Raw genomic sequence first — 19,038 nt, 5'->3', positions numbered from 1 at the left:
GCGATCAGCGCCGATGGACCTCGCGACCGTCGACGTAGGTGCGGGTCACCTGCGTCCGGCCGAGGACGGTGGTGTCCGTGCCGAGGATGTCGTGGTCGACCACGACCAGGTCGGCGGCGTACCCGGGCTCGATCCTGCCCGTCGTGCCCTCGAGCCGGTTCAGGTGGGCGGTGCCGGTGGTGTAGCCGGCGAGAGCCTCGGCGACCGACAGCGCCTCCTCGGGCAGCAGCGGGACGGCGTCGGCGGGCTGGTCCGGGGAGCGGCGGTTGACCGCGACGTGCATGCCGAGCAGCGGCGCCGGGTCGGAGACCGGCCAGTCGCTCCCGCACGCGATCCGGGCACCCGTACGCAGCAGCGACCCGAACACGTACTGCCGGTCGCGGGCACCCGGTGCCAGGAACGGCAGGGTCAGCACCTCGACCGCCTCGTCCAGGCACGCCCATAGCGGCTGGATGTTGGCGGTGACCTCGAGGGCGCCGAACCGAGGGACGTCGGCTGCGTCGACGACCTGGACATGGGCCAGATGGTGTCGCAGACCGCTCGCCCCGTTGACCGCCCGCGCGTGCTCGATCGCGTCGAGGCTGTCCCGGACCGCCCGGTCCCCGAGCGCGTGGATGTGCGCCTGGAACCCGTTGGCGTCCAGCGCCGCGACGTAGGCGGCCAGGGCGTCGGCCGAGATGAAGGAGAGCCCGCGGTTGTCGGTGAGCTGGCCGTGAGCGTCGAGGTAAGGAGAGAGCATCGCGGCCGTATGCGTCTCGCAGACGCCGTCCTGCATCAGCTTCACGCTGGCCGCGTCCAGCCCGGCCCGAGCGGCCAGGGCGCGGCGGTCGATCAACTCGGGCAGCTGCTCCACGCCGCGGTCGCGGTCCCACCACTGGGCGAGGACGACCTTCGCGGTGAGCTCGCCGGACTCCCGCGCGGCGAGATAGGTCGGCAGCGAGTCCGGCATGCCGAGACCCTCGCCGACCAGCGCGTCCTGCCAGCCCACGATCCCGACGGAGTGGAGATGCCGCTGCGCGGTGAGCAGCGCCTCGGTCAGGTCGCTCGTGGTCGGAGCGGGGACCAGCGAGCCGACCAGCGCCATCGCGCCCTCGTGGAGTGCGCCGGTGGGCCGGCCGGCGGCGTCGCGCTCGATGCGCCCGTCGGCGGGGTCGGGCGTGTGGACATCGATGCCGGCCACCTCGAGCGCGCGGCTGTTCACCCAGGCGGAGTGGTGGTCGCGGTTGGGCAGGAAGACCGGCCGGTCGGGGAGGAGCCGGTCGAGGGGCGCGGCGCTCGGCACCCCGCCCGGGAAGGAGTCCATCGACCAGCCGCCGCCGGTGACCCAGCTGCGATCCGGGTCGGCCGCGGCGTAGGACCCGATGGCGTCCAGGTAGCCCTCGAGCGTCGAGAGACCGGTCAGGTCGCACTGGTTCATCTCCAGCCCGGCCTGGATCGGGTGCACGTGGGAGTCGTGGAAGGCCGGAAGGACCCACCGGCCCTCGAGCTCCTCGACGACCGTCCCGGGGCCGACCAGAGCGTCGAGATCCGCTCCGATGGCCGTGATCCGCCCGCCCTGGACGGCGACGGCCGCGTCGTCCCAGCGGCCCTCGCGCAGCACGCGCCCACCGCGCAGCAGCAGGTCCGCCGGGAGGGGAAGAGCGCCCATCAGTTGACGGCCATGGTGTCGGTGACCGAGGAGCCCGAGCGCTTGAGCACCCACGCCACCAGGCCGAGGACCAGGAGGGTGAAGACCAGCAGGATGGTGGAGACCGCGGCGATCTCGGGCTTGAGACCCGAACGGACCGAGGAGAGCACGTAGACGGGCCACGAGGTCGTGCCGGAGACGTTGATGAACGAGGAGATCACCGTGTTGTCCAGGCTCAGCGTGAACGCGAGCAGCCCGCCGGCCAGGACCGCCGGGCCGACCAGCGGGAGAGTGACCTTGAAGAACGTCGCGACCGGCTTCGCATAGAGGTCCGCCGAGGCCTCCTCCAGGGACGCGTCCAGCCCGACCAGGCGAGCACGGACGATGTAGGTGACCACCGCGGTCGCGAAGAGCGAGTGACCGATCACGAGGCGTACGTAGCCGTTGTTGAACGGCAGCAGCGACCAGTCCTGGCCGAGCGTCACGAACCAGGGGAGCAGCGCGATGCCGTCGACGATCTCGGGGGTCACCGAGACCAGCAGCAACAGCAGCGTGAAGGGGCCCGCCCACCGGCCGGGGAACCGGGCCATCGCGATCCCGGCCAGGGTGCCGAGCACGCTCGCCAGGAGCGCGGCGATCACGGCGGTCTGCAGCGAGACGGCGACGGTGTGGCGTACGGTCGGCCGCTCGATGATCGCGGTGAACGGCTGCAGGCTGAAGCCGTCCCAGGCGGTGAGCAGGCGGCCGCCGTTGAAGGAGTAGATGCCGATCACGATGATCGGGGCGAACAGGAAGACGAAGACCAGCGTCGTCCACGCGCCGAGCGCGAGATTGGTCCCGGACGGTCTGCTCATGGTGCCGCCACCTCCAACGTCTCGACGGCCTTGGGTCCGATGACCAGCTTGCTGCGTCGGTGCAGGAGCCAGCCCGCGCCCCACAGCAGCGCGATGGCGAGGACGACGACGAGCATGGTGAGCAGGATGAGGACGACCGCCATAGCCGAGCCCAGCGCCCAGTTCTGTGCGGTCAGGAACTGGCTGGCGATCAAGGAGCCGACCATCGTGCCCTTCGCGCCGCCGAGGACCGCCGGGGTGACGTAGTCGCCCATCATCGGGATGAAGACCAGGATGACGCCGGCGATGATCCCCGGCCGCGCCAACGGCAGCGTGACCTGGAAGAACGTCCGCAACCGGTCGGCGCCGAGGTCCTTGGACGCCTCACCGAGCGCACCGTCGACGCGGTCGAAGGCGACGTACATCGGCAGGATCATCAGCGGCAGATAGTTGTAGATCAGTCCCAGCAGCACCGCGCCGCGGGTGTTGAGCAGGTCGTGCGGGTCGGCGACCAGGCCGATGTCGGTCAGGAACCCGGCCAGTGCGCCCTCCGAGGACAGGATCACCTTCCAGCCGATCGTCCGGATCAGGAACGAGGTCCAGTAGGGGACCATCACCAGAGCGACCAGCAGCCCGCGATGCTGTGCGGGGACCTTCTTCGCCATGAAGTACGCAGCCGGCAACGCGATCAGCAGGCAAGCGACCGTCCCCAGCACGCTCATCCACAGCGTCGCCCGGAAGATCGTGAAGAAGGTCGGGCTGAACGCCTGGACGTAGCGGTCCAGCGACATCACCTCGTTGCTGTGGGTGCCGAACATCCCGGGCTTCTCGCCGAGGCTGAACCAGGCGATCTGCAGGAACGGCACCACGAAGAAGACCGTCAGCCACAGCCACGCCGGGACGGCGAGGACGAACCCGGGAAGCCGGCTGGACACACTCCTAGGCACTGGCGGCGGCCTTCAGCTTGTCGTAGACCTCCGTACGCCGGTCCTGAGCCTCGTTGACCGCACCGTTCTTCATGGTGGCGAGCTGCTCCTCGGTGAAGAAGATCATCTCGGGCAGCTCGACCTTGCGCTCCTTGGCCAGCTCCTCGATGCCCAGCGCACCGGTGTTGTAGCCGATGTAGTCCATCTCCAGGAAGGAGTTCTCCGGCTCCAGCACGAAGTCGAGGAACGCGTGGGCCGCCTCCGGGTGGGGCGCGCCGGTCGGGATGCACCAGTTGTCCATCCACAGCTCGGTCGTCGGGCCGGGCAGGACCCACTTCCAGCGGTCGGGCTGCTTGTGCTCGAGGATGCCGAGGCGGGAGTCGCCGTTCCAGTTCTGCATCAGCGCGAAGGTGTTCTGCTGCATCGCGCCGGTGGCCGGGTAGGAGTCGAAGCCGGCGATGTGCGGTGCCCACTTCTCGACGGCCTCGGCCTCGTAGGCGTCGTAGTCCGCCATGTCCTCGGTGTTCCAGTCGATGCCGTTGGCCCAGAAGTAGAGGCCGGCGACACCCTGCGGGTCGTCGAGCAGCGAGGTCCTGCCCGAGGCCTCGTTCTGCATCGCGTCGATGAAGTCGTTCCACGTCACCAGGTCGCGCTTGATCAGGGTGGTGTCGTAGACGAACCCGGTGGTGCCCCAGCACTTGCACACCGAGTACTTGTTCTCCGGGTCCCAGTCCTGGCCGAGGAACTGCGGGTCCACCTTGGCCAGGTTGGGGATCAGGTCCTTGTTGAGCGGGACGATGATCTCGTTCTCGATCAGTTGCGGGATGTAGACGCCGGTCGGCACGACGATGTCGTAGCCGCTGGTGCCCTCGGCCGCGACCAGCTTGGAGATCAGCTCCTCGTTGGAGCCGTAGGAGTCGAGCGTGACCTTCGGGCCGGTCTTGCTGAAGGCGTCGATCACCTCGGGGGAGTCGTAGTCGCCCCAGGTGTAGATCGACAGCGACTTCTCCACCGGTCCGCCGCTCGCGCCACCGCCCGGCTCGACCGCGCTGGAGGTGCCGCCGCCGTCCGAGCCACAGGCGCTCAGGGCGGCGCCGGCGCCGACCAGTGCGGCCAGGCTCAGGAAGTGGCGCCGCGAGAGCTCCTGGCGGATCGCTCGCGCGCCGGCATGGCTGGCCAGGATGCGTACGTTGTTGTCCGTGTTCATCGGGGACTCCTAGCGGTGGTCGGGTGAGGTGTCGAGGGGGAAGAGACGTACGTCCTCGGCGGCCCAGCCGCAGAGGACCTGGTCACCGGGGGCGAGCCGAGCGGCGCCGTGGGTGGGGCGGCGGACGAGGAGGCTCGTCTCCGCCGTCACCTTGACGAGGTACTGGATCACCTCGCCCAGCGGGGAGACCTGCAGGACCTCGCCGGCGACGGAGTTGAGGCCCTCGGCGGCCGTCCCGTTCCCGTCCGCGGGGCCGATGGAGATCAGCTCCGGTCGGATCGCGGCCTGGTGGGGCTCGCCGGGCTTGTCGTCGGGCTTCGCGGGACCCTCGACGACCACGAACGGGGTCTCGACGGTGGTGCCGTCGGCGCTGACCTCGCCGGGCAGGAAGTTCTGCTGGCCGACGAAGCCGGCGACGTACGCGCTCGCGGGCTGGTTGTAGACGGTGTCGGCGTCGGCCAGCTGCTCGATCCGCCCGGCGCGCATGATCGCGATCCGGTCGCTCATCGCGAGCGCCTCGTGCTGGTCGTGGGTGACGAAGACGAAGGTGATGCCGAGGCGGGACTGGAGGAGCTTGAGCTCGAGCTGCATCTCCTCGCGCAGCTGGCGGTCCAGGGCGCCCAGCGGCTCATCGAGCAGGAGGACGCCGGGGCGGTTGACCAGTGCCCGGGCGAGCGCCACCCGCTGCTGCTGGCCGCCGGAGAGCTGGGTCGGTGAGCGGTCGGCGAAGTCGAGCATGCGCACCATCCGCAGCGCCTCGACGACCCGCTCCCGGACCTCGGCTCTCGGGGTCCGGCGTTGCTGCAGACCGTAGGCGACGTTCTCCGCGACCGACTTGTGGGGAAAGAGCGCGTACGCCTGGAAGACCGTGTTCACGTCACGCTGGTAGGGCGCGAGCCTGACCACGTCCTTGCCGCCGATGACGATGCTGCCGGAGTCAGGCGTCTCGAACCCGGCGATCATGCGCAGCGTCGTGGTCTTGCCGCAGCCCGAGGGACCGAGCAGCGAGATGAACTCACCGGCCCGGATCTCCAGGTCGAGGCCGTCGACCGCCGTGGCCTGGCCATAGGTCTTGGTCAGGCCGCTGATCGTCACCGAGCCGGAGGATGGGTCCGGGGTAGCTTTCGTGGTCATCGCTGCTCCAGTCGATTGTTCACTTAGCGCTGCATTCCACCACAAGATTCCGGGAAAAGTACGGAATCGGTTGTAAAAGAACGGTTACGAACTGGATTCCGTGCTAGGTGCCGCCGCTGGGTGTGGGCCCGGTGGCGGGATCTAGGGTTTACCCCATGCCGACCCCGCCGTCACTGTCTGCCGTCACCTCGTTGCTGGATGACTGGTATCCGCCCGCCACCGCCGACGACTGGGATGCGGTCGGGCTGGTCTGGGGCGATCCTTCGCAGCCGGTCTCGAAGGTGCTTCTCGCCGTCGACCCCACCCTCCCGGTCGCCGAGGAGGCGGCCACATGGGGTGCGGACCTGGTCGTCGTCCATCATCCGCTTTTCCTCAAGGGTGTGCACGGGTTCGCCGCGACGACCCCCAAAGGGCGTACGCTCTCGACGCTGGTCTCCGCGCGGTGTGCGCTGCTCACCGCGCACACCAACGCCGACCAGGCCCTCGGTGGGGTCTCGGAGTCGCTGGCGCTGGCGCTCGGGCTGGGCTCGCTGCGGCCGCTCGTGCCGGGGCTCACCGACGATGTCGGGACGGGCCGGGCCGGGACGGTGGAGCCGACCACGCTGGGCGCCTTCGCCGAGTCTGTGGCGGCCGCGCTGCCTGCCACCGCTGCCGGGATCCGGGTCGCCGGTGACCTGGACCGGCCGGTGTCCTCGGTGGCGCTGTGCGGCGGCGCGGGTGACTTCCTGCTCGACCAGGTGACTGCGTACGACGTCTATGTGACCAGTGATCTGCGCCACCATCCGGCCTCGGAGTTCCTCGAGAAGGGCGGTGCGCTGATCGACATCCCGCACTGGGCGGCGGAGTGGACCTGGCTGCCTGTCCTGGCGAGGCGACTTCGGGAGGCATTCGGAGATACGGTGGAGACCCGGGTCTCGGAGATCGTCACCGACCCGTGGACGCTGCGTCTGTAAGAACATCGTGTGTGAATAGCTGAGGAGAATCCGCTGAAAGCCGACCCGTTCGCCCAGGTGAAGCTGCTCGACGTCTGTGAGCTCGACTCGCGTGCGCTCCAGCTTCGCCACCGCCGTGCGCATCTGCCGCAGGCCGCCGTCGTGGCGGAGCTGCAGGCATCGAAGAAGACCACCGACGATGCCGTACGCGACGCCCGGGTCACCCGCGACGACCTCGAGCGGGTGCAGAAGAAGGCCGACGCCGACGTCGAGGCGGTCAAGACCCGCCGTCGGCGCGACCAGGAGCGGATGGACTCCGGGGCGATCAGCAGCGCCAAGGACCTCGAGCGGATGCAGCACGAGCTGGCCACCCTCGACCGCCGGATCTCGGTGCTCGAGGACGAGGAGCTCGAGGTCATGGAGCAGCTCGAGGAGGCCCAGGCGAACCTGACCCGGCTCGAGGCCGAGCTCGCCGAGATCACCGAGAAGCTCGCGGTCGCGGTCGACTCCGTCGATGTCGAGACCTCGAAGATCGACGGCGAGCTCGCCGGGGTCGCCGAGGAGCGGACGCCGGCGCTCGAGGGCATCCCCGAGGACCTCCTCGCCCTCTACGAGCGGCTGAGCTCGAAGATGGGTGTCGGTGCGGCAGAGCTGCGCGCCCGCCGCTGCGGCGGCTGCAACCTCCAGCTCGACCCCGCCGAGATCTCCCGCATCCGCGGCCTCGCCGCCGACGAGGTCGTGCGCTGCGAGGAGTGCTCCCGCATTCTGGTCCGCACCGCCGAGTCGGGTCTGTGAGCACGTCGTCCACGTCGCGGGGATGGGGTGCCGGCGCGGCGGCGACGACCCTGGTCCTCGTACGCCACGGGGTCACCAAGCACACCGCCGCCAAGGCGTTCTCCGGGGGCCTCGGTGGCGACAACCCGCCGCTGACCCAGGAGGGCCGTGAGCAGGTGATGCTCACCGCGGAGTGGCTCAAGCCGCTCGCGTCCTCGGTCTCGACGGTCGTGACCTCGCCGGTCCTGCGCACCGTCGAGACCGGCGAGCTCGTCGCCAGTGCGCTCGGTGCCCGGCTGGTCGAGGAGCCTGCGTTCGCGGAGATCGAGTTCGGGGAGTGGGAGGGGCTCACCTTCGGTGAGGTCGCCGAGCAGTTCCCTGAAGAGATGAAGACATGGATGGGCGCGACCGAGGTCGCGCCCCCGGGTGGCGAGTCGTTCGACTCCGCTCAGGAGCGGGTGCTCGAAGGCCTCTCGCGGGTGCTCGAGGCCCACGCCGGTGAGACCGTCGTGGTCACCTCGCACGTCTCGCCGATCAAGCTGATCGTCGCTCACGCACTGGGCGCCCCGATCGGCGGAGTCTTCAGCATGGAGCTCTCGCCCGCCTCCGTCACCGTCATCTCCTTCTTCGCCGACGACCGCGCCTCCATGCGCCTCTTCAACGGCCTCCCCGTCTCCCGCGACCCCTTCGCCGCCGGAGTCTTCTGACGCGCGGAAGGTGACCGTGTTGGTCTCGACACGCTCGCTGGCGCTCGCGGCTCGACCGACGGGGGCGGGCCGGCGACGACGCTGACTCAGATCTCGGCGACGATGATGTCCAGCTGGGTGCCGGTCTTGGTGGCGGGGCCGGTCTCGACGGTCCAGCCGAGGTCGCGGAAGGCCTCGGCGAGCTTGGCGGGGGTGCGGGGGTTGGCGCCGGCCTCGAGCAGGGCGCGGACGAGGCGGCCCTTGGTGGCCTTGTTGAAGTGGCTGACCACCTTGCGCTGGCCGTTGTGCTCGTGGAGGACTCGGACGGTGGCGGTGCGGGCGGCGACCTCCTCGGGTCGCCAGAACGCGGCGTACGTCCCGGACCGGAGGTCCACGAGCAGGCCGTCGCCGAGGGCCTCGGTCATGCCGTCGCCGAGGTGGGCGCGCCAGTGGGACTGGATGCCGCCGACGCCGGGGAGGGTGGTGTCGCCCGAGAGACGGTACGCAGGGATGCGGTCGGCGAGGCCGACGAGGCCGAACACGGAGCTGGTCACCATGACCCGGCTGGTCGCGCGGCGCTTGGCGGCCGGCGACAGGGTGGCGGGGGAGAGGGCGTCGTAGAGGACGCCGGTGTAGATCCGGTCGGCGCGCGCGGTGGGGGCATCGTTCAGTCCGGCGTTCAAGGTGACGAGCTCGGGCTGGGTCTTCGGGATGCCGAGGATGTCGACGGCCTCGTCGGGGCGCGTGGCGCAGAGCTCGACAAGTGCGTCGATGACCTTGGCGCGGGCCGGGTTGAGCACCGGGAGGCGGAGGTCGTCGAGCGCGAGCGGGTTGCCGCGTACGGCCGCGGTCTTGCCCTCCGAGGGCGGCAGCAGGATCAGCACGGGGACTATCGTGCCGCCCAGGACGAGGATGGCCGAATCGAGGATTGGGTATCTTTCAATAGGTCTTTGACCTGCGACAACGCGCGAGCCTACGTTCCAAGAATGATCGTCTTGGCCGCCGAGCCCACCTCCGGGCCCAACCTCCGGGGCATCCTCCTCGTGGCCATCATCCTCGGGGTGTTCTGGATGATCCAGGACCTTTCGAAGAAGTCCAGGGCGCGCTCGGAGCATCTCAGGGCCAAGCGGTCGCTGACCTCCTCCCAGCGCAAGGCGCTGACCAAGATCAACAGGTCGGCGAAGGCGCACAACGGGTCCCGGAAGCGCCTGTGGGACCAGTTCGACGCCTTCAAGGGCAACCCCAAGGCCTTCGGCAAGGAAGCCGCCGCGCTGCACAAGACGTACAAGGCCTCGAAGAAGAAGTAGCCACTACAGTTCCGGCCATGGGCTCTGCACGCATCATCCGGGTCGCCAGTGCCGACGACGGTGTCGCCGCCACCACGCTCCGCGACGGGATCGCCGCTCTCCAGGCCGAGCTGGGCGTCACCGCCGAGTTCTCGCCGGAGGTGGAGGAGGCGGCGGCCGCCGCCGCGGCCGACCCCCGACTCCCGGAGCTGGACCGCACCGACCTGCCGTTCGTCACGATCGACCCCGAGACGTCGATGGACCTCGACCAGGCGCTCCACCTGGAGCGCGACGGCGACGGCTACGTGGTGCACTACGCGATCGCCGACGTGGCCGCCTTCGTGGCGCCCGGTGACCCGGTCGACCTGGAGGCCAACAGGCGCGGCGAGTCGCTCTACGCCGCCGACGCGAAGATCCCGCTCCACCCCAAAGTGCTCTCCGAGGGCGCCGCCTCGCTGCTCCCGGACCAGGTACGTCCCGCGCTGCTGTGGACCCACCGGCTCGATGCGAGCGGCGAGGGGACCGACTCCTTCGTCGAGCGCGCGCTGGTCAGGTCGCGGGCCAAGCTCTCCTACGCCGGTGTGCAGAAGATGTTCGACGGGGAGGGGTTCGGCGAGGCCGAATACGCCGAGTCGCTCGAGCTGCTGAAGGAGATCGGCGAGAAGCGGATCGCCCTCGAGGCCGCCCGCGGTGGGGTGAACCTGCCGTTGCGCGACCAGGAGATCTCGGTCGAGGGCGATCGGTGGTCGCTGGAGTACCGCGACCTGTTGCCCGTCGAGGACTGGAACGCCCAGATCTCGCTGCTCACCGGCTTCGCCGCCGCCGACATGATGGTCTACGCCCGGGTCGGGCTGCTGCGGACCCTTCCGGCGCCTGATCCCCGAGACGTCCAGCGGCTGCACCGCACCGCTCGTGCGCTCGGGCTGGAGTGGCCCGCGGAGATGCTCTACCCCGACTTCATCCGCTCGCTGGACGGCAAGAACGGCAAGCACGCCGCGATGGCGATCGCCTGCACCCGGCTGCTGCGCGGGAGCGGGTACGCCTCGTTCAACGGTGAGCTCCCCGAGCTGACCGAGCACTCGGCGCTGGCCAACGAGTACATGCACGTGACCGCTCCGCTGCGCCGGCTGATCGACCGCTACGCCGGCGAGGTCTGCCTGGCGCTCTGCGCCGACGAGCCGGTCCCCGACTGGGTGGTCAGCGCGTTCACCACGCTGCCGGACACGATGCGGTCCTCGGGACGCACCAGCGGGGCGTACGAGCGCGGTGTCGTCGATCTCGTCGAGGCCGGGCTGCTGTCCCAGCGGATCGGGGAGACCTTCGCCGCGGTCGTCGTCGAGGTCGACGACGAGGACAAGCAGAAGGGCTCGATCACGGTCGAGGAGCCCGCCATCGAGGCCCGGGTCACCGGCACGACTGCCCTCCCGCTGGGCGAGGAGGTCTCGGTGCGGCTGGAGACGGCCGACGTGGCCGCCCGGAAGGTCAGCTTCACCATCTCCTGACCTCCCGGACGTACCTCTGTCAGGAGATCAGTTCGTCGAGGCGGTTGTAGACCTCGGCGGAACCTTCGACCACCCGGCTGTGCTCGCCCCCGATGGAGACGGGCGCATCGCCCTGCACGGTGATGCGCCGCACCTCGCGCGGCTGCTCGTCGAAGTCGGCGACGGCGTAGTGCTGGGTCGCGCGGTTGTCCCAGATCGCGACGTCGCCCTGCTGCCAGTGCCAGCGGACGGTGTTCTCCAGGGCGGTGACCCGGTCCTGGAGGAGGTTGAAGAGGATCGCGCTCTCCTTCTGGTTCAGGCCGCTGAAGTGCTTGACGAAGTGACCCAGGACGAGCGTGCGCTCGCCGGTCTCGGGGTGGATCCGGACTACAGGGTGCTCGGTGCGGTAGATCGTCGAGACGAACTCCTCGCGCTTGCGCGCGGCCACGTCGTCGGTGGACGCAGGCTCGTCGGGGCGTACGTAGTCGTAGTCGTTGGAGTGGACGGCCCACAGGTTGTCGACCAGCGCCTTGAGCTGGGGGTGGAGCCGCTCGTAGGCGGTGGCGGTGTTGGCCCACACGGTGTTGCCGCCGTACTCGGGGATCTCGGCACCGCGCAGGATCGAGAACGCCGGCGGCCGGTCGACGAAGGTGACGTCGGTGTGCCAGGAGTTGGCGGCCATGCCGCGGTTGGCCTTGAGGGTCAGGACGCGGGCGCTGCCGGTGTTCACGGTCGGGTGTGCGGTCGTCAGCCGTCCCAGGCGCTCGCCGAACGCGATCTGGGTACGGTCGTCGAGATGGTCCTGACCGCGGAAGAAGACGACCTTGTTCTCCAGGATCGCCGACCGGATCCCGGAGATCGTCTCGGCGGGCAGGTCGCCGGAGAGCGTGACGCCGTCGATGCGGGCGCCGATCCGGCCGCCGACCTTGTGGACGGTGAGCTCGTTGACGGGTGATGCTTCGGTGATGGTCATGCGTGGTCTCCTCTGACGGCGTCGATTCGATCTGAATAAAGTTTAGTGAAATACATGACTTAAGACCACGGGTGTCTCACGAGATGTTTGGGCGCTCCGACCGGTGATGCCTGTGGGGCCGGCCGATATCGTGCGCTCATGACGCTCGCCACACCCGAGACCGTGTTCACCTATGGCTCCCCGCAGCTCAAGTTCGGCACCGGCGCATCGGCCGAGATCGGGTACGACCTGGCGTCGCTGGGCGCCCGCCGCGCCCTCGTGGTGACCGATCCCGGCATCTCCTCGACCGGGCTGCCACAGCGGGTGGCCGAGCAGATGAAGGCGTACGACGTCACGGCCGTGGTCTTCGACGGCGTGCATGTCGAGCCGACCGACGAGAGCATGCGGGCGGCGGTGGAGTTCGCTCGAGAGAACGGACCGTTCGACGCGATCGTGGCGGTCGGGGGCGGGTCGAGCATCGACACCGCGAAGGCGGTCAACCTGCTGACCACCAACGACGGCGACCTGATGGACTACCTCAACGCGCCGGTGGGCCGCGGACTCGCGCCGGCCGACCCGCTGCTGCCGCTGGTCGCGGTGCCGACCACCACCGGGACCGGGGCGGAGTCGACGACCGTGTGCGTGCTCGACGTGCTCTCGCTCAAGGTGAAGACCGGGATCTCGCACGCGCGCCTGCGGCCGACGCTGGCCGTCGTCGACCCCGACCTGATGATGACCCAACCGGCCGGGGTCACCGCCGCTGCGGGGATGGACATCCTGTGTCACGCGCTGGAGAGCTACACCGCTCGCCCCTACACCTCCTACGACCGCAAGGAGCCCGCCCAGCGGGTGCCCTACTGCGGCGCCAACCCGATCTCCGACATGTGGTCGGAGAAGGGCCTGTCCCTGCTGGCCGGCTCGTTCCGGCAGGCCGTCGCGCACGGCGACGACACCCTCGCGCGCGGTGACATGGCGTTCGCGGCGACGTTCGCGGGGCTGGGCTTCGGCAACGCCGGCGTGCACATCCCGCACGCGTGCGCCTACCCGATCGCCGGGCGCGTGCGTGACTTCCACCCGGCGGACTACCCGGGGGACGAGGCGATGGTGCCGCACGGGATGGCGGTCTCGCTGACCGCCCCGGAGGCGTTCCGCTACACCTTCGACGCGGCGCCCGAGCGTCACCTACGCGCGGCCCGGCTGCTGGCTCCCGGCTTCGACGAGTCTCAGGAGGAGCCGCGGGATCTGCTGCCCCGGGTGCTCGCCGACCTGATGCGCGACATCGGGATCCCGGCGGGGATCGGCGAGGTCGGCTATGTCTCCGCGGACATCCCCGACCTGGTCGAGGGCGCGCTCAAGCAGCAGCGGCTGCTCGCCACCGCCCCGAAGCAGCCCTCGGCGGAGGATCTGACCGGGATCTTCGAGAGGTCCATCACGCTCTGGTGAGGAATGCCCGGCGGGGCTACGACGTTCGGTTGGTTGTCTTCTTCAACCAAAACTCCTCCGGAGGTCTCCTCGGTGACGTCAGTCCCGCCGCGGCTCTTGCTCGCACTGGCCCTGCTCTCGGCATCCGCGCCGCTTGCGATCGACTTCTACCTACCCTCCTTCCCGCAGATCGGCTCCGACCTCGGCGCCGCTGCGAGCAACGTGCAGCTGACCCTCACCGCCTTCCTGATCGGGCTCGCCCTCGGGCAGATCGCCTGGGGCCCGATCTCGGACCGCTTCGGGCGGCTCCGGCCGCTGCTGATCGGCTCCGTCGTGGCCGCGGTCGCGGGCGTGCTGGCCGCACTGGCACCGACCGTCGAGCTGCTGATCGCGGCCCGCTTCATCCAGGCGCTCGCCGCCGCGGCGGGGATCGTGATGGCACGGGCGATCGTGGCCGACGTACTCCACGGCTTCGCCGCCGCCCGGGCGATGTCCATCATGATGTCGATCAGCGGGATCGCGCCGATCCTGGCTCCGGTGATCGGCGGCGCCATCGCCGGGTTCGTGCCGTGGCGCGGTGTGCTCGGCATCGTGGCCGCGATCGCCGTCGCGCAGGTCGTCTGCGTGCTGCTGGTCATCCGGGAGAGCCTTCCGGCGGAGCGGCGGACCGCTCGGGTCGAGTACGCGGATCTCGGCCGTCTCCTCGCCAAGCCCGCCTTCCTCGGCTACACCCTGACGCAGTCGCTCACGTTCGCCACCCTGATGACGTACGTCTCCTCCTCCTCGTTCCTCTACCAGTCGGTGATCGGCACGTCGGCGGCGGTCTACGGCATCGGGTTCGCGGTCAACGCCGCCTTCCTCACCGTCGCCGGGCTGGTCTCGGCGCGGCTGGCCAAGCGGCAGGTGCACCCGGCGCAGATCATCCGGTCGGCGCAGCCGGTCCTGGCCATCGGCGCGATGCTCGTGCTCGTCGTCGCGCTGCTGCCGGTGCCGAAGGCGCTCATCCTCCTGCCGATCCTGGTCGTCACCACGTGCGTCGGCCTGATCATGGGCAACACCGGCGCCCTGGCCATCGAGCAGGCGCGGCCCTCGGTCGGCGCCGGCTCGGCGCTGATGGGCGGCATCATGTTCCTCGGCGGTGGCCTCGCCTCCCCGCTCGGTGCCGTCGCCGGCGAGCACACCGCGGTACCCCTGGCCATCACCATGGTCGTCACCTCGGTCCTCGGCGCCGTCGCCTTCTCCCTCGCCCGGCGCTCGGTCGCCCGCAACCCCGAGTCCGAGGCCGCCTTCGCCACCGCTGCCTGAGGCTCCGGCCAGGTCGGGCGAGGCGTCAGTTAGGTCGGGCGAGGCGTCAGTGCTGTGCCGTCTCGGCCGACGTACGTGCCGTCTCGGCTGATCTGGGTTCTCGGCGCTGACTAGGCTTCGCGGGGTGGAGCTCCGTGTTCATCAGCAGCGTGCGCTGTCCGCTCTGGGCGCGGCCTGGGAGGCGGGGCGGACGCGGGCGTGGGTCGTGCTGCCGCCGGGGGCAGGGAAGACGCTGGTCGGGTTGGAGACGGCGCGGGAGGCGGTCGCGGAGGGTGCGAAGGTCGTCGTGCTCAGCCCCAACACGGCGATCCAGGGGCAGTGGCTGCGGCAGGCGGCCGCACTGGGGCTCGAGGCGTCCGCCTCGCGGGACCTGAAAGCGCCGCTGACGTCGCTGACCTATCAGTCGGTCGCGGTCTTCGGCGATCCCGACGACGAGGCGGAGACCGGGGAGAGCCACCTGGCCAGGCTGCATGACAACGGCCGGGCATTGGTCGCCGCGCTGCGAGGCGCCGGGCCGCTGCTGCTCGTGCTCGACGAGTGTCATCACCTGCTCGAGGTCTGGGGCGAGCTGCTGGGCGAGATCCTCCTGCTGCTGCCGGACGCGCGGGTGCTGGGGCTGACCGCGACCCCTCCCGAGGCGCTGACCAAGGAGGAGTCCGCGCTGGTCGGGATTCTCTTCGGCGAGATCGTCTTCGCGACCTCGATCCCGGCGGTGGTGCGCGAGGGCGACCTGGCGCCGTTCGCCGACCTGGTGTGGCTGACCGCGCCGACGCCGGGCGAGCGGGAGTGGCTGCGGGGGAGCGCGGAGCGGTTCGAGGAGCTGCTCACCGCGCTGACCTCGGCCGATCTGGGCAGCGTGCCGTTCCTGAGCTGGCTGGACCGGCGGTTCGTGGCGCGGTCGGACGGTGCGCCCTCCTGGGCCGAGCTCGCCAAGGCGTCGCCCGACCTGGCCACCGCCGCCCTACGAGCCCACCATCGCGGGCTGATCGCCCTGCCCGAGGGCGCGAGCCTGACCGAGGCGCACCGACGCGACCCGTCGGCCGAGGACTGGGTGGCGCTGATCGGCGACTGGGTGCGCGGACATCTCGTGGCCTCCGAGGACGCCGCCGACCAGGAGGCGCTGGCAGCGATCAAGCAGGCGCTGCCCGCGGTCGGCTACTCGCTGACCCGACGCGGCATCCGGGCCGGTCGCTCACCGGTGGACCGGGTCCTGGCGCGCTCGGAGGCCAAGACGACGGCGACCGCGGCCATCGTGGACCACGAGCGGCTCGCGCACGGCGACTCGCTGCGGCTCCTCGTCGTCACCGACCACGAGCGGGCCTCGGCCACCCTGCCGGTCGATCTGCGCGGGGTGATCGCAGAGCAGTCCGGCTCGGCGCGGGCGGTGCTCGCGACCCTGTGCGCGTCCCACGCCGATGTCCTGCTGGTCACCGGCGCCACCGTCGCAGGGCCACCGGCGACCCTCGCCGCGCTGGTGGCGCACATCGCCGAGACAGACGCCGCACTGGCTGACGGACTCGAGGTTGAGCCGGGGGAGGCGTACGCCACGCTCGTGGGGCGCTGGAGCAGCCGACAGTGGGTCGCCCACGTGACCCGGTTCTTCGAGGCCGGCGGCTGCCTCGTCGGGACCCGCGGCCTGCTCGGCGAGGGCTGGGACGCCCGGTCGGTGACCGGCATCGTCGATCTCACCGCCGCCACGACCACCACGGCGGTCGTGCAACTGCGCGGGCGGTCGCTGCGTACGGATCCGCATCGGCCCGACAAGGTGGCGGTCAACTGGACCGTCGTGTGCGTCGAGGAGGAGCACCCGCGCGGCGACAACGACTGGAAGCGTCTGGTCCGCAAGCACACCGGCTTCTTCGGTGCCGACCAGGACGGCTCCGTCGTCGACGGCGTCGGCCACATCGACGAGTCCTTCTCCCCGTACGCTGCCCCGGCCGAGACCGACTTCGACTCCGTCAACGCCCGCATGGTCGCCCGTTCAGAGGACCGCGCCGCGATCCGGGAGCGGTGGCGGATCGGGGAGCCGTACGCCGACGTCGCCGGCCGTACCGTCAGGGTCAGGCTCCGCCGGGCAGGTGCGCTGCGCGCGCCGGCGGGAGTCGTCCTCGCTCCCAGGCCACCCGGGTTCCGGCTGGTAGAGGGGCGGGTGCCGGAGTGGCGGGTGCCGGAGTGGCGGCTGCCGGCCAAGCCCGTCCTGGCGCCGGCGGTCCTGCTGACCGTCGGGCTGGTCCTCGCCATCGTCGCGGGCGACGGGATCGCTCCGGCGCTCGGTGGCGTCGCGGGTGCGCTGTGGGCGCTCTGGACCGCGTACGTCTATCGCGACGGCACCCGGATCGCCTCCCAGCTGCGCCGCCGGCCGAGCGTCGGCGCGGTCGCCGCAGCGGTCGCTGACGGGCTGCGCGAGACCGGACAGACCTCGGTCGGCGCCGCCGGGCTGGAGATCGCGGTGGACACCGACGGCAGCTACCGCCTGCACCTGGCCGGGGTGCCCGAGGAGGAGTCGGCACTCTTCGCGACCTCGCTCGAGGAGGCCCTGGCCCCGATCGCCGCGCCCCGCTACCTGGTCTCGCGCAGGGTCGTGGGCGACCTCGACACGCTCGAGAGACTGTGGCTGGGGGGCCTCCGGCAGGCACGCGGCGAAGGCCGAGGCCTGGCACGCGGTCCCTACCGCCCTCGGCCGTCGCGCCGCCGACGCGAAGGCGTTCCGCACCGCCTGGGAGCACTGGGTCGGCGGCTCCGGCCTGCTCTACACCGGCTCGCCCGAGGGCTCGGGCCTCCTGACCGCCCAGCGCGGTACTGACCCCTTCGACGTCACCGCCGTGATCCGCCGCCACTGGTCCTGAAGCCGAGACGTCACTTACGTCGGCCGAGACGTCACCTAGGACAATCGAGTTGTCAGTTGTGGCGACGTACCGGAGTCTTGCCCGCATGGACTCGGACGTTCGGCACCTGCACGCGTCATCCTTCGGAGCGGCGGCGGACGCCTACGCCGCCCACCGCCCCGACTACGCCCGCGACGCCGTCCGGTGGGCACTCGAGCCCGCGCCGGGTCCGCGGGTCCTCGACCTCGGCGCAGGCACCGGGAAGCTCACCGCCACCCTGGTCGCGACGGGTGCCGACGTCACCGCCGTCGAACCCGACCGGGCGATGCTGGCAGAGCTGCGAAGGGGGCTCCCGACGATCACGGCGCTGCCGGGCAATGCCGAGTCGATCCCGCTCCCGGACGCATGCGTCGACGCGGTCCTGGCCGGCAACGCGATGCACTGGTTCGACATGGCGGTCGCCGGCCCCGAGATCGCCCGGGTGCTGGCACCCGGTGGCGTGCTCGCCGGGCTGTGGAACACCGTCGACGACCGCGTCGACTGGGTCGAGGGGTTGACGGGAGTCAGCGGCCCCGCGGCGATCGGGCCTCGCGACACCCCGGCGAGCTGGCGTACGGAGACGGCGACCTTGCATCTGCCCAGGACCGACGCCCCGCCCCGGTTCGGCTCAGCGACGCAGGCCGAGTTCCCGCACGGCCAGCGCCGAACGGCCGACTCGCTCGCGGCGACGCTCGGCACCCGGGCGGGGATGCTGGTCATGCCTGAGGACGAGCGGGAGTCCGCCCTCGCCCGGATCCGAAGCTACCTTTCCACCAGACCGGAGACGTCGGAGGGCGAGTTCACGCTGCCGATGGTGACCTGCGTGCTCCGCACCCGACGACTCTGACGGCCAGAGCTCAGCCGGCGATCGGGGTCCAGGTGGGGAACTTGGCGGTGCGACCGTCCCCGGAGGAGCGGCCGGTGAGGCGACGGTGGATCCAGGGGCCGACGAACTCGCGGTAGTAGGCCAGGCCCTTCTTGCCCACCGCGGCCTCGAAGTCGAGGTCCCACCAGCCTTCGGGGACCTCGACGCCGAGCGAGTCCAGGACGCGGGCGGCGACCCGGTGGTGGCCGCGGGCGTTCATGTGCAGACGGTCCTGGGACCAGAAGCTGTCGTCGGTGAGGGTGGTGTCGGGCCAGTTGTAGGCCCGCACGACGTCGTCCCGATGGGCGACCCGCTGCTCGACCAGGTCGCAGAGCTCGTCGCCGCGCTTCTGGAAGATCTTGCCGAGCGGGAGCCGGGCCGACGGGTTGGCGCCGGAGAGCAGGATCAGCGTGATCCCGTTGGCATCGCAGGCCTCGAGCACCGGCTGAAGGAAGTCGGCGATCGCGTTCGCGTCGGCCTTGGGACGGAGCATGTCGTTGCCGCCGCCGTTGAAGGAGAGGTGGGTCGGCTTCAGTGCCAGCGCGGCGGGAAGCTGCTCCTCGACGATCGGGCGGATCAGGCGCCCGCGGATGGCGAGGTTGGCGTACTCCACCGGAGTCCCCGACGCCGCCCAGCCCTGGGCGACCAGGTCGGCCCAGCCGCGTACGTGACCGTCAGGGGTCTCGTCGCCGACTCCTTCCGTGAACGAGTCACCGATCGCGACGTAGCGCACTGCCTCCACGA

General features: G+C 70.7%; 17 protein-coding genes. 9 read left to right on the top strand and 8 right to left on the bottom strand.

Features of this window, described 5'->3' with window-relative positions:
* Window positions 1–4: 4 nt before the first annotated feature.
* The 5 genes from ABZ796_RS21260 to ABZ796_RS21240 are packed head-to-tail and all read right to left on the bottom strand — an operon-like array spanning window position 5 to window position 5,727.
* Window positions 5–1,648, bottom strand: coding sequence for an amidohydrolase (locus tag ABZ796_RS21260; RefSeq protein ID WP_357339553.1), 1,644 nt, complete (start codon window positions 1,646–1,648; stop codon window positions 5–7).
* Window positions 1,648–2,481, bottom strand: a complete 834-nt coding sequence (locus ABZ796_RS21255; protein ID WP_357339551.1) for an ABC transporter permease — start codon at window positions 2,479–2,481, stop codon at window positions 1,648–1,650. The genes ABZ796_RS21260 and ABZ796_RS21255 overlap by 1 nt, the downstream gene beginning before the upstream one ends.
* The gene (locus ABZ796_RS21250) at window positions 2,478–3,395 is read right to left on the bottom strand and encodes an ABC transporter permease (protein ID WP_357339549.1); all 918 of its coding nucleotides are present in this window, start codon (window positions 3,393–3,395) and stop codon (window positions 2,478–2,480) included. The genes ABZ796_RS21255 and ABZ796_RS21250 overlap by 4 nt, the downstream gene beginning before the upstream one ends.
* Window positions 3,396–3,399: 4 nt before the next feature.
* Complete coding sequence (locus ABZ796_RS21245) at window positions 3,400–4,593, bottom strand: spermidine/putrescine ABC transporter substrate-binding protein (protein WP_357339547.1); 1,194 nt, start codon at window positions 4,591–4,593, stop codon at window positions 3,400–3,402.
* A 9-nt stretch (window positions 4,594–4,602) separates the two neighbouring features.
* On the bottom strand, window positions 4,603–5,727 hold the full coding sequence (locus ABZ796_RS21240; RefSeq protein WP_357339545.1) for an ABC transporter ATP-binding protein: 1,125 nt from the start codon (window positions 5,725–5,727) through the stop codon (window positions 4,603–4,605).
* A gap of 155 nt (window positions 5,728–5,882) precedes the next feature.
* Here ABZ796_RS21240 and ABZ796_RS21235 point away from each other — a divergent pair, with 155 nt between their 5' ends.
* Genes ABZ796_RS21235 through ABZ796_RS21225 form a run of 3 tightly spaced genes read left to right on the top strand, consistent with a single transcriptional unit; the run spans window position 5,883 to window position 8,140 of the window.
* Window positions 5,883–6,680, top strand: a complete 798-nt coding sequence (locus tag ABZ796_RS21235; RefSeq protein ID WP_357339544.1) for a Nif3-like dinuclear metal center hexameric protein — start codon at window positions 5,883–5,885, stop codon at window positions 6,678–6,680.
* Window positions 6,681–6,737: 57 nt separating this feature from the next.
* Window positions 6,738–7,454 carry a C4-type zinc ribbon domain-containing protein gene (locus ABZ796_RS21230; RefSeq protein ID WP_357339542.1) on the top strand — a complete coding sequence of 239 codons (717 nt, stop codon included), beginning with the start codon at window positions 6,738–6,740 and terminating at the stop codon, window positions 7,452–7,454.
* Window positions 7,451–8,140, top strand: a complete 690-nt coding sequence (locus ABZ796_RS21225; RefSeq protein ID WP_357339540.1) for a histidine phosphatase family protein — start codon at window positions 7,451–7,453, stop codon at window positions 8,138–8,140. The genes ABZ796_RS21230 and ABZ796_RS21225 overlap by 4 nt, the downstream gene beginning before the upstream one ends.
* Window positions 8,141–8,226: 86 nt before the next feature.
* Here the strand turns inward: ABZ796_RS21225 and yaaA are convergent, their stop codons facing one another.
* The gene (gene yaaA / locus ABZ796_RS21220) at window positions 8,227–9,003 is read right to left on the bottom strand and encodes a peroxide stress protein YaaA (RefSeq protein ID WP_357339539.1); all 777 of its coding nucleotides are present in this window, start codon (window positions 9,001–9,003) and stop codon (window positions 8,227–8,229) included.
* A 102-nt stretch (window positions 9,004–9,105) separates the two neighbouring features.
* On the opposite strand from yaaA, the gene ABZ796_RS21215 reads away from it, so the two are divergent.
* Both ABZ796_RS21215 and ABZ796_RS21210 read left to right on the top strand, forming a co-directional pair.
* Entirely contained in the window at window positions 9,106–9,426 is a 321-nt protein-coding gene (locus ABZ796_RS21215; RefSeq protein ID WP_357339537.1) for a hypothetical protein, read from the top strand.
* A gap of 17 nt (window positions 9,427–9,443) precedes the next feature.
* The gene (locus ABZ796_RS21210) at window positions 9,444–10,907 is read left to right on the top strand and encodes an RNB domain-containing ribonuclease (RefSeq protein ID WP_357339536.1); all 1,464 of its coding nucleotides are present in this window, start codon (window positions 9,444–9,446) and stop codon (window positions 10,905–10,907) included.
* A gap of 19 nt (window positions 10,908–10,926) precedes the next feature.
* Here ABZ796_RS21210 and ABZ796_RS21205 read toward each other — a convergent pair whose 3' ends face one another.
* Window positions 10,927–11,859 carry a TauD/TfdA family dioxygenase gene (locus ABZ796_RS21205; protein WP_357339534.1) on the bottom strand — a complete coding sequence of 311 codons (933 nt, stop codon included), beginning with the start codon at window positions 11,857–11,859 and terminating at the stop codon, window positions 10,927–10,929.
* Between the two features lie 138 nt (window positions 11,860–11,997).
* On the opposite strand from ABZ796_RS21205, the gene ABZ796_RS21200 reads away from it, so the two are divergent.
* The 4 genes from ABZ796_RS21200 to ABZ796_RS21185 all read left to right on the top strand — a co-directional run bounded on the left by ABZ796_RS21200 (window position 11,998) and on the right by ABZ796_RS21185 (window position 18,276).
* Window positions 11,998–13,281 carry a hydroxyacid-oxoacid transhydrogenase gene (locus tag ABZ796_RS21200; protein WP_357339532.1) on the top strand — a complete coding sequence of 428 codons (1,284 nt, stop codon included), beginning with the start codon at window positions 11,998–12,000 and terminating at the stop codon, window positions 13,279–13,281.
* Window positions 13,282–13,353: 72 nt separating this feature from the next.
* On the top strand, window positions 13,354–14,565 hold the full coding sequence (locus tag ABZ796_RS21195) for a multidrug effflux MFS transporter (protein WP_357339530.1): 1,212 nt from the start codon (window positions 13,354–13,356) through the stop codon (window positions 14,563–14,565).
* A gap of 124 nt (window positions 14,566–14,689) precedes the next feature.
* Window positions 14,690–17,368 (top strand): DEAD/DEAH box helicase family protein, encoded by a 2,679-nt coding sequence (locus tag ABZ796_RS21190; RefSeq protein WP_357339528.1) that lies wholly within the window; start codon window positions 14,690–14,692, stop codon window positions 17,366–17,368.
* Between the two features lie 128 nt (window positions 17,369–17,496).
* Window positions 17,497–18,276 (top strand): class I SAM-dependent methyltransferase, encoded by a 780-nt coding sequence (locus tag ABZ796_RS21185; RefSeq protein ID WP_357339526.1) that lies wholly within the window; start codon window positions 17,497–17,499, stop codon window positions 18,274–18,276.
* A 10-nt stretch (window positions 18,277–18,286) separates the two neighbouring features.
* Here the strand turns inward: ABZ796_RS21185 and ABZ796_RS21180 are convergent, their stop codons facing one another.
* Window positions 18,287–19,036 carry an SGNH/GDSL hydrolase family protein gene (locus ABZ796_RS21180; protein WP_357339525.1) on the bottom strand — a complete coding sequence of 250 codons (750 nt, stop codon included), beginning with the start codon at window positions 19,034–19,036 and terminating at the stop codon, window positions 18,287–18,289.
* Window positions 19,037–19,038 lie beyond the last annotated feature (2 nt).

The organism is Nocardioides sp. NPDC047086, from assembly GCF_040643685.1.
Lineage (GTDB): Bacteria > Actinomycetota > Actinomycetes > Propionibacteriales > Nocardioidaceae > Nocardioides.
The sequence above is the reverse complement of the archived record's forward strand: the minus strand, read 5'-3'. Positions and strand labels throughout refer to the sequence as shown.

Excerpts from the sequence above, each read along its gene's own strand:
- ABZ796_RS21210 (WP_357339536.1), top strand. The coding sequence starts at position 9,444 with ATGGGCTCTGCACGCATCATCCGGGTCGCCAGTGCCGACGACGGTGTC.
- ABZ796_RS21260 (WP_357339553.1), bottom strand. The coding sequence starts at position 1,648 with ATGGGCGCTCTTCCCCTCCCGGCGGACCTGCTGCTGCGCGGTGGGCGC.
- ABZ796_RS21255 (WP_357339551.1), bottom strand. The coding sequence starts at position 2,481 with ATGAGCAGACCGTCCGGGACCAATCTCGCGCTCGGCGCGTGGACGACG.
- ABZ796_RS21245 (WP_357339547.1), bottom strand. The coding sequence starts at position 4,593 with ATGAACACGGACAACAACGTACGCATCCTGGCCAGCCATGCCGGCGCG.
- ABZ796_RS21200 (WP_357339532.1), top strand. The coding sequence starts at position 11,998 with ATGACGCTCGCCACACCCGAGACCGTGTTCACCTATGGCTCCCCGCAG.
- ABZ796_RS21215 (WP_357339537.1), top strand. The coding sequence starts at position 9,106 with ATGATCGTCTTGGCCGCCGAGCCCACCTCCGGGCCCAACCTCCGGGGC.
- ABZ796_RS21235 (WP_357339544.1), top strand. The coding sequence starts at position 5,883 with ATGCCGACCCCGCCGTCACTGTCTGCCGTCACCTCGTTGCTGGATGAC.
- ABZ796_RS21240 (WP_357339545.1), bottom strand. The coding sequence starts at position 5,727 with ATGACCACGAAAGCTACCCCGGACCCATCCTCCGGCTCGGTGACGATC.
- ABZ796_RS21205 (WP_357339534.1), bottom strand. The coding sequence starts at position 11,859 with ATGACCATCACCGAAGCATCACCCGTCAACGAGCTCACCGTCCACAAG.
- ABZ796_RS21185 (WP_357339526.1), top strand. The coding sequence starts at position 17,497 with ATGGACTCGGACGTTCGGCACCTGCACGCGTCATCCTTCGGAGCGGCG.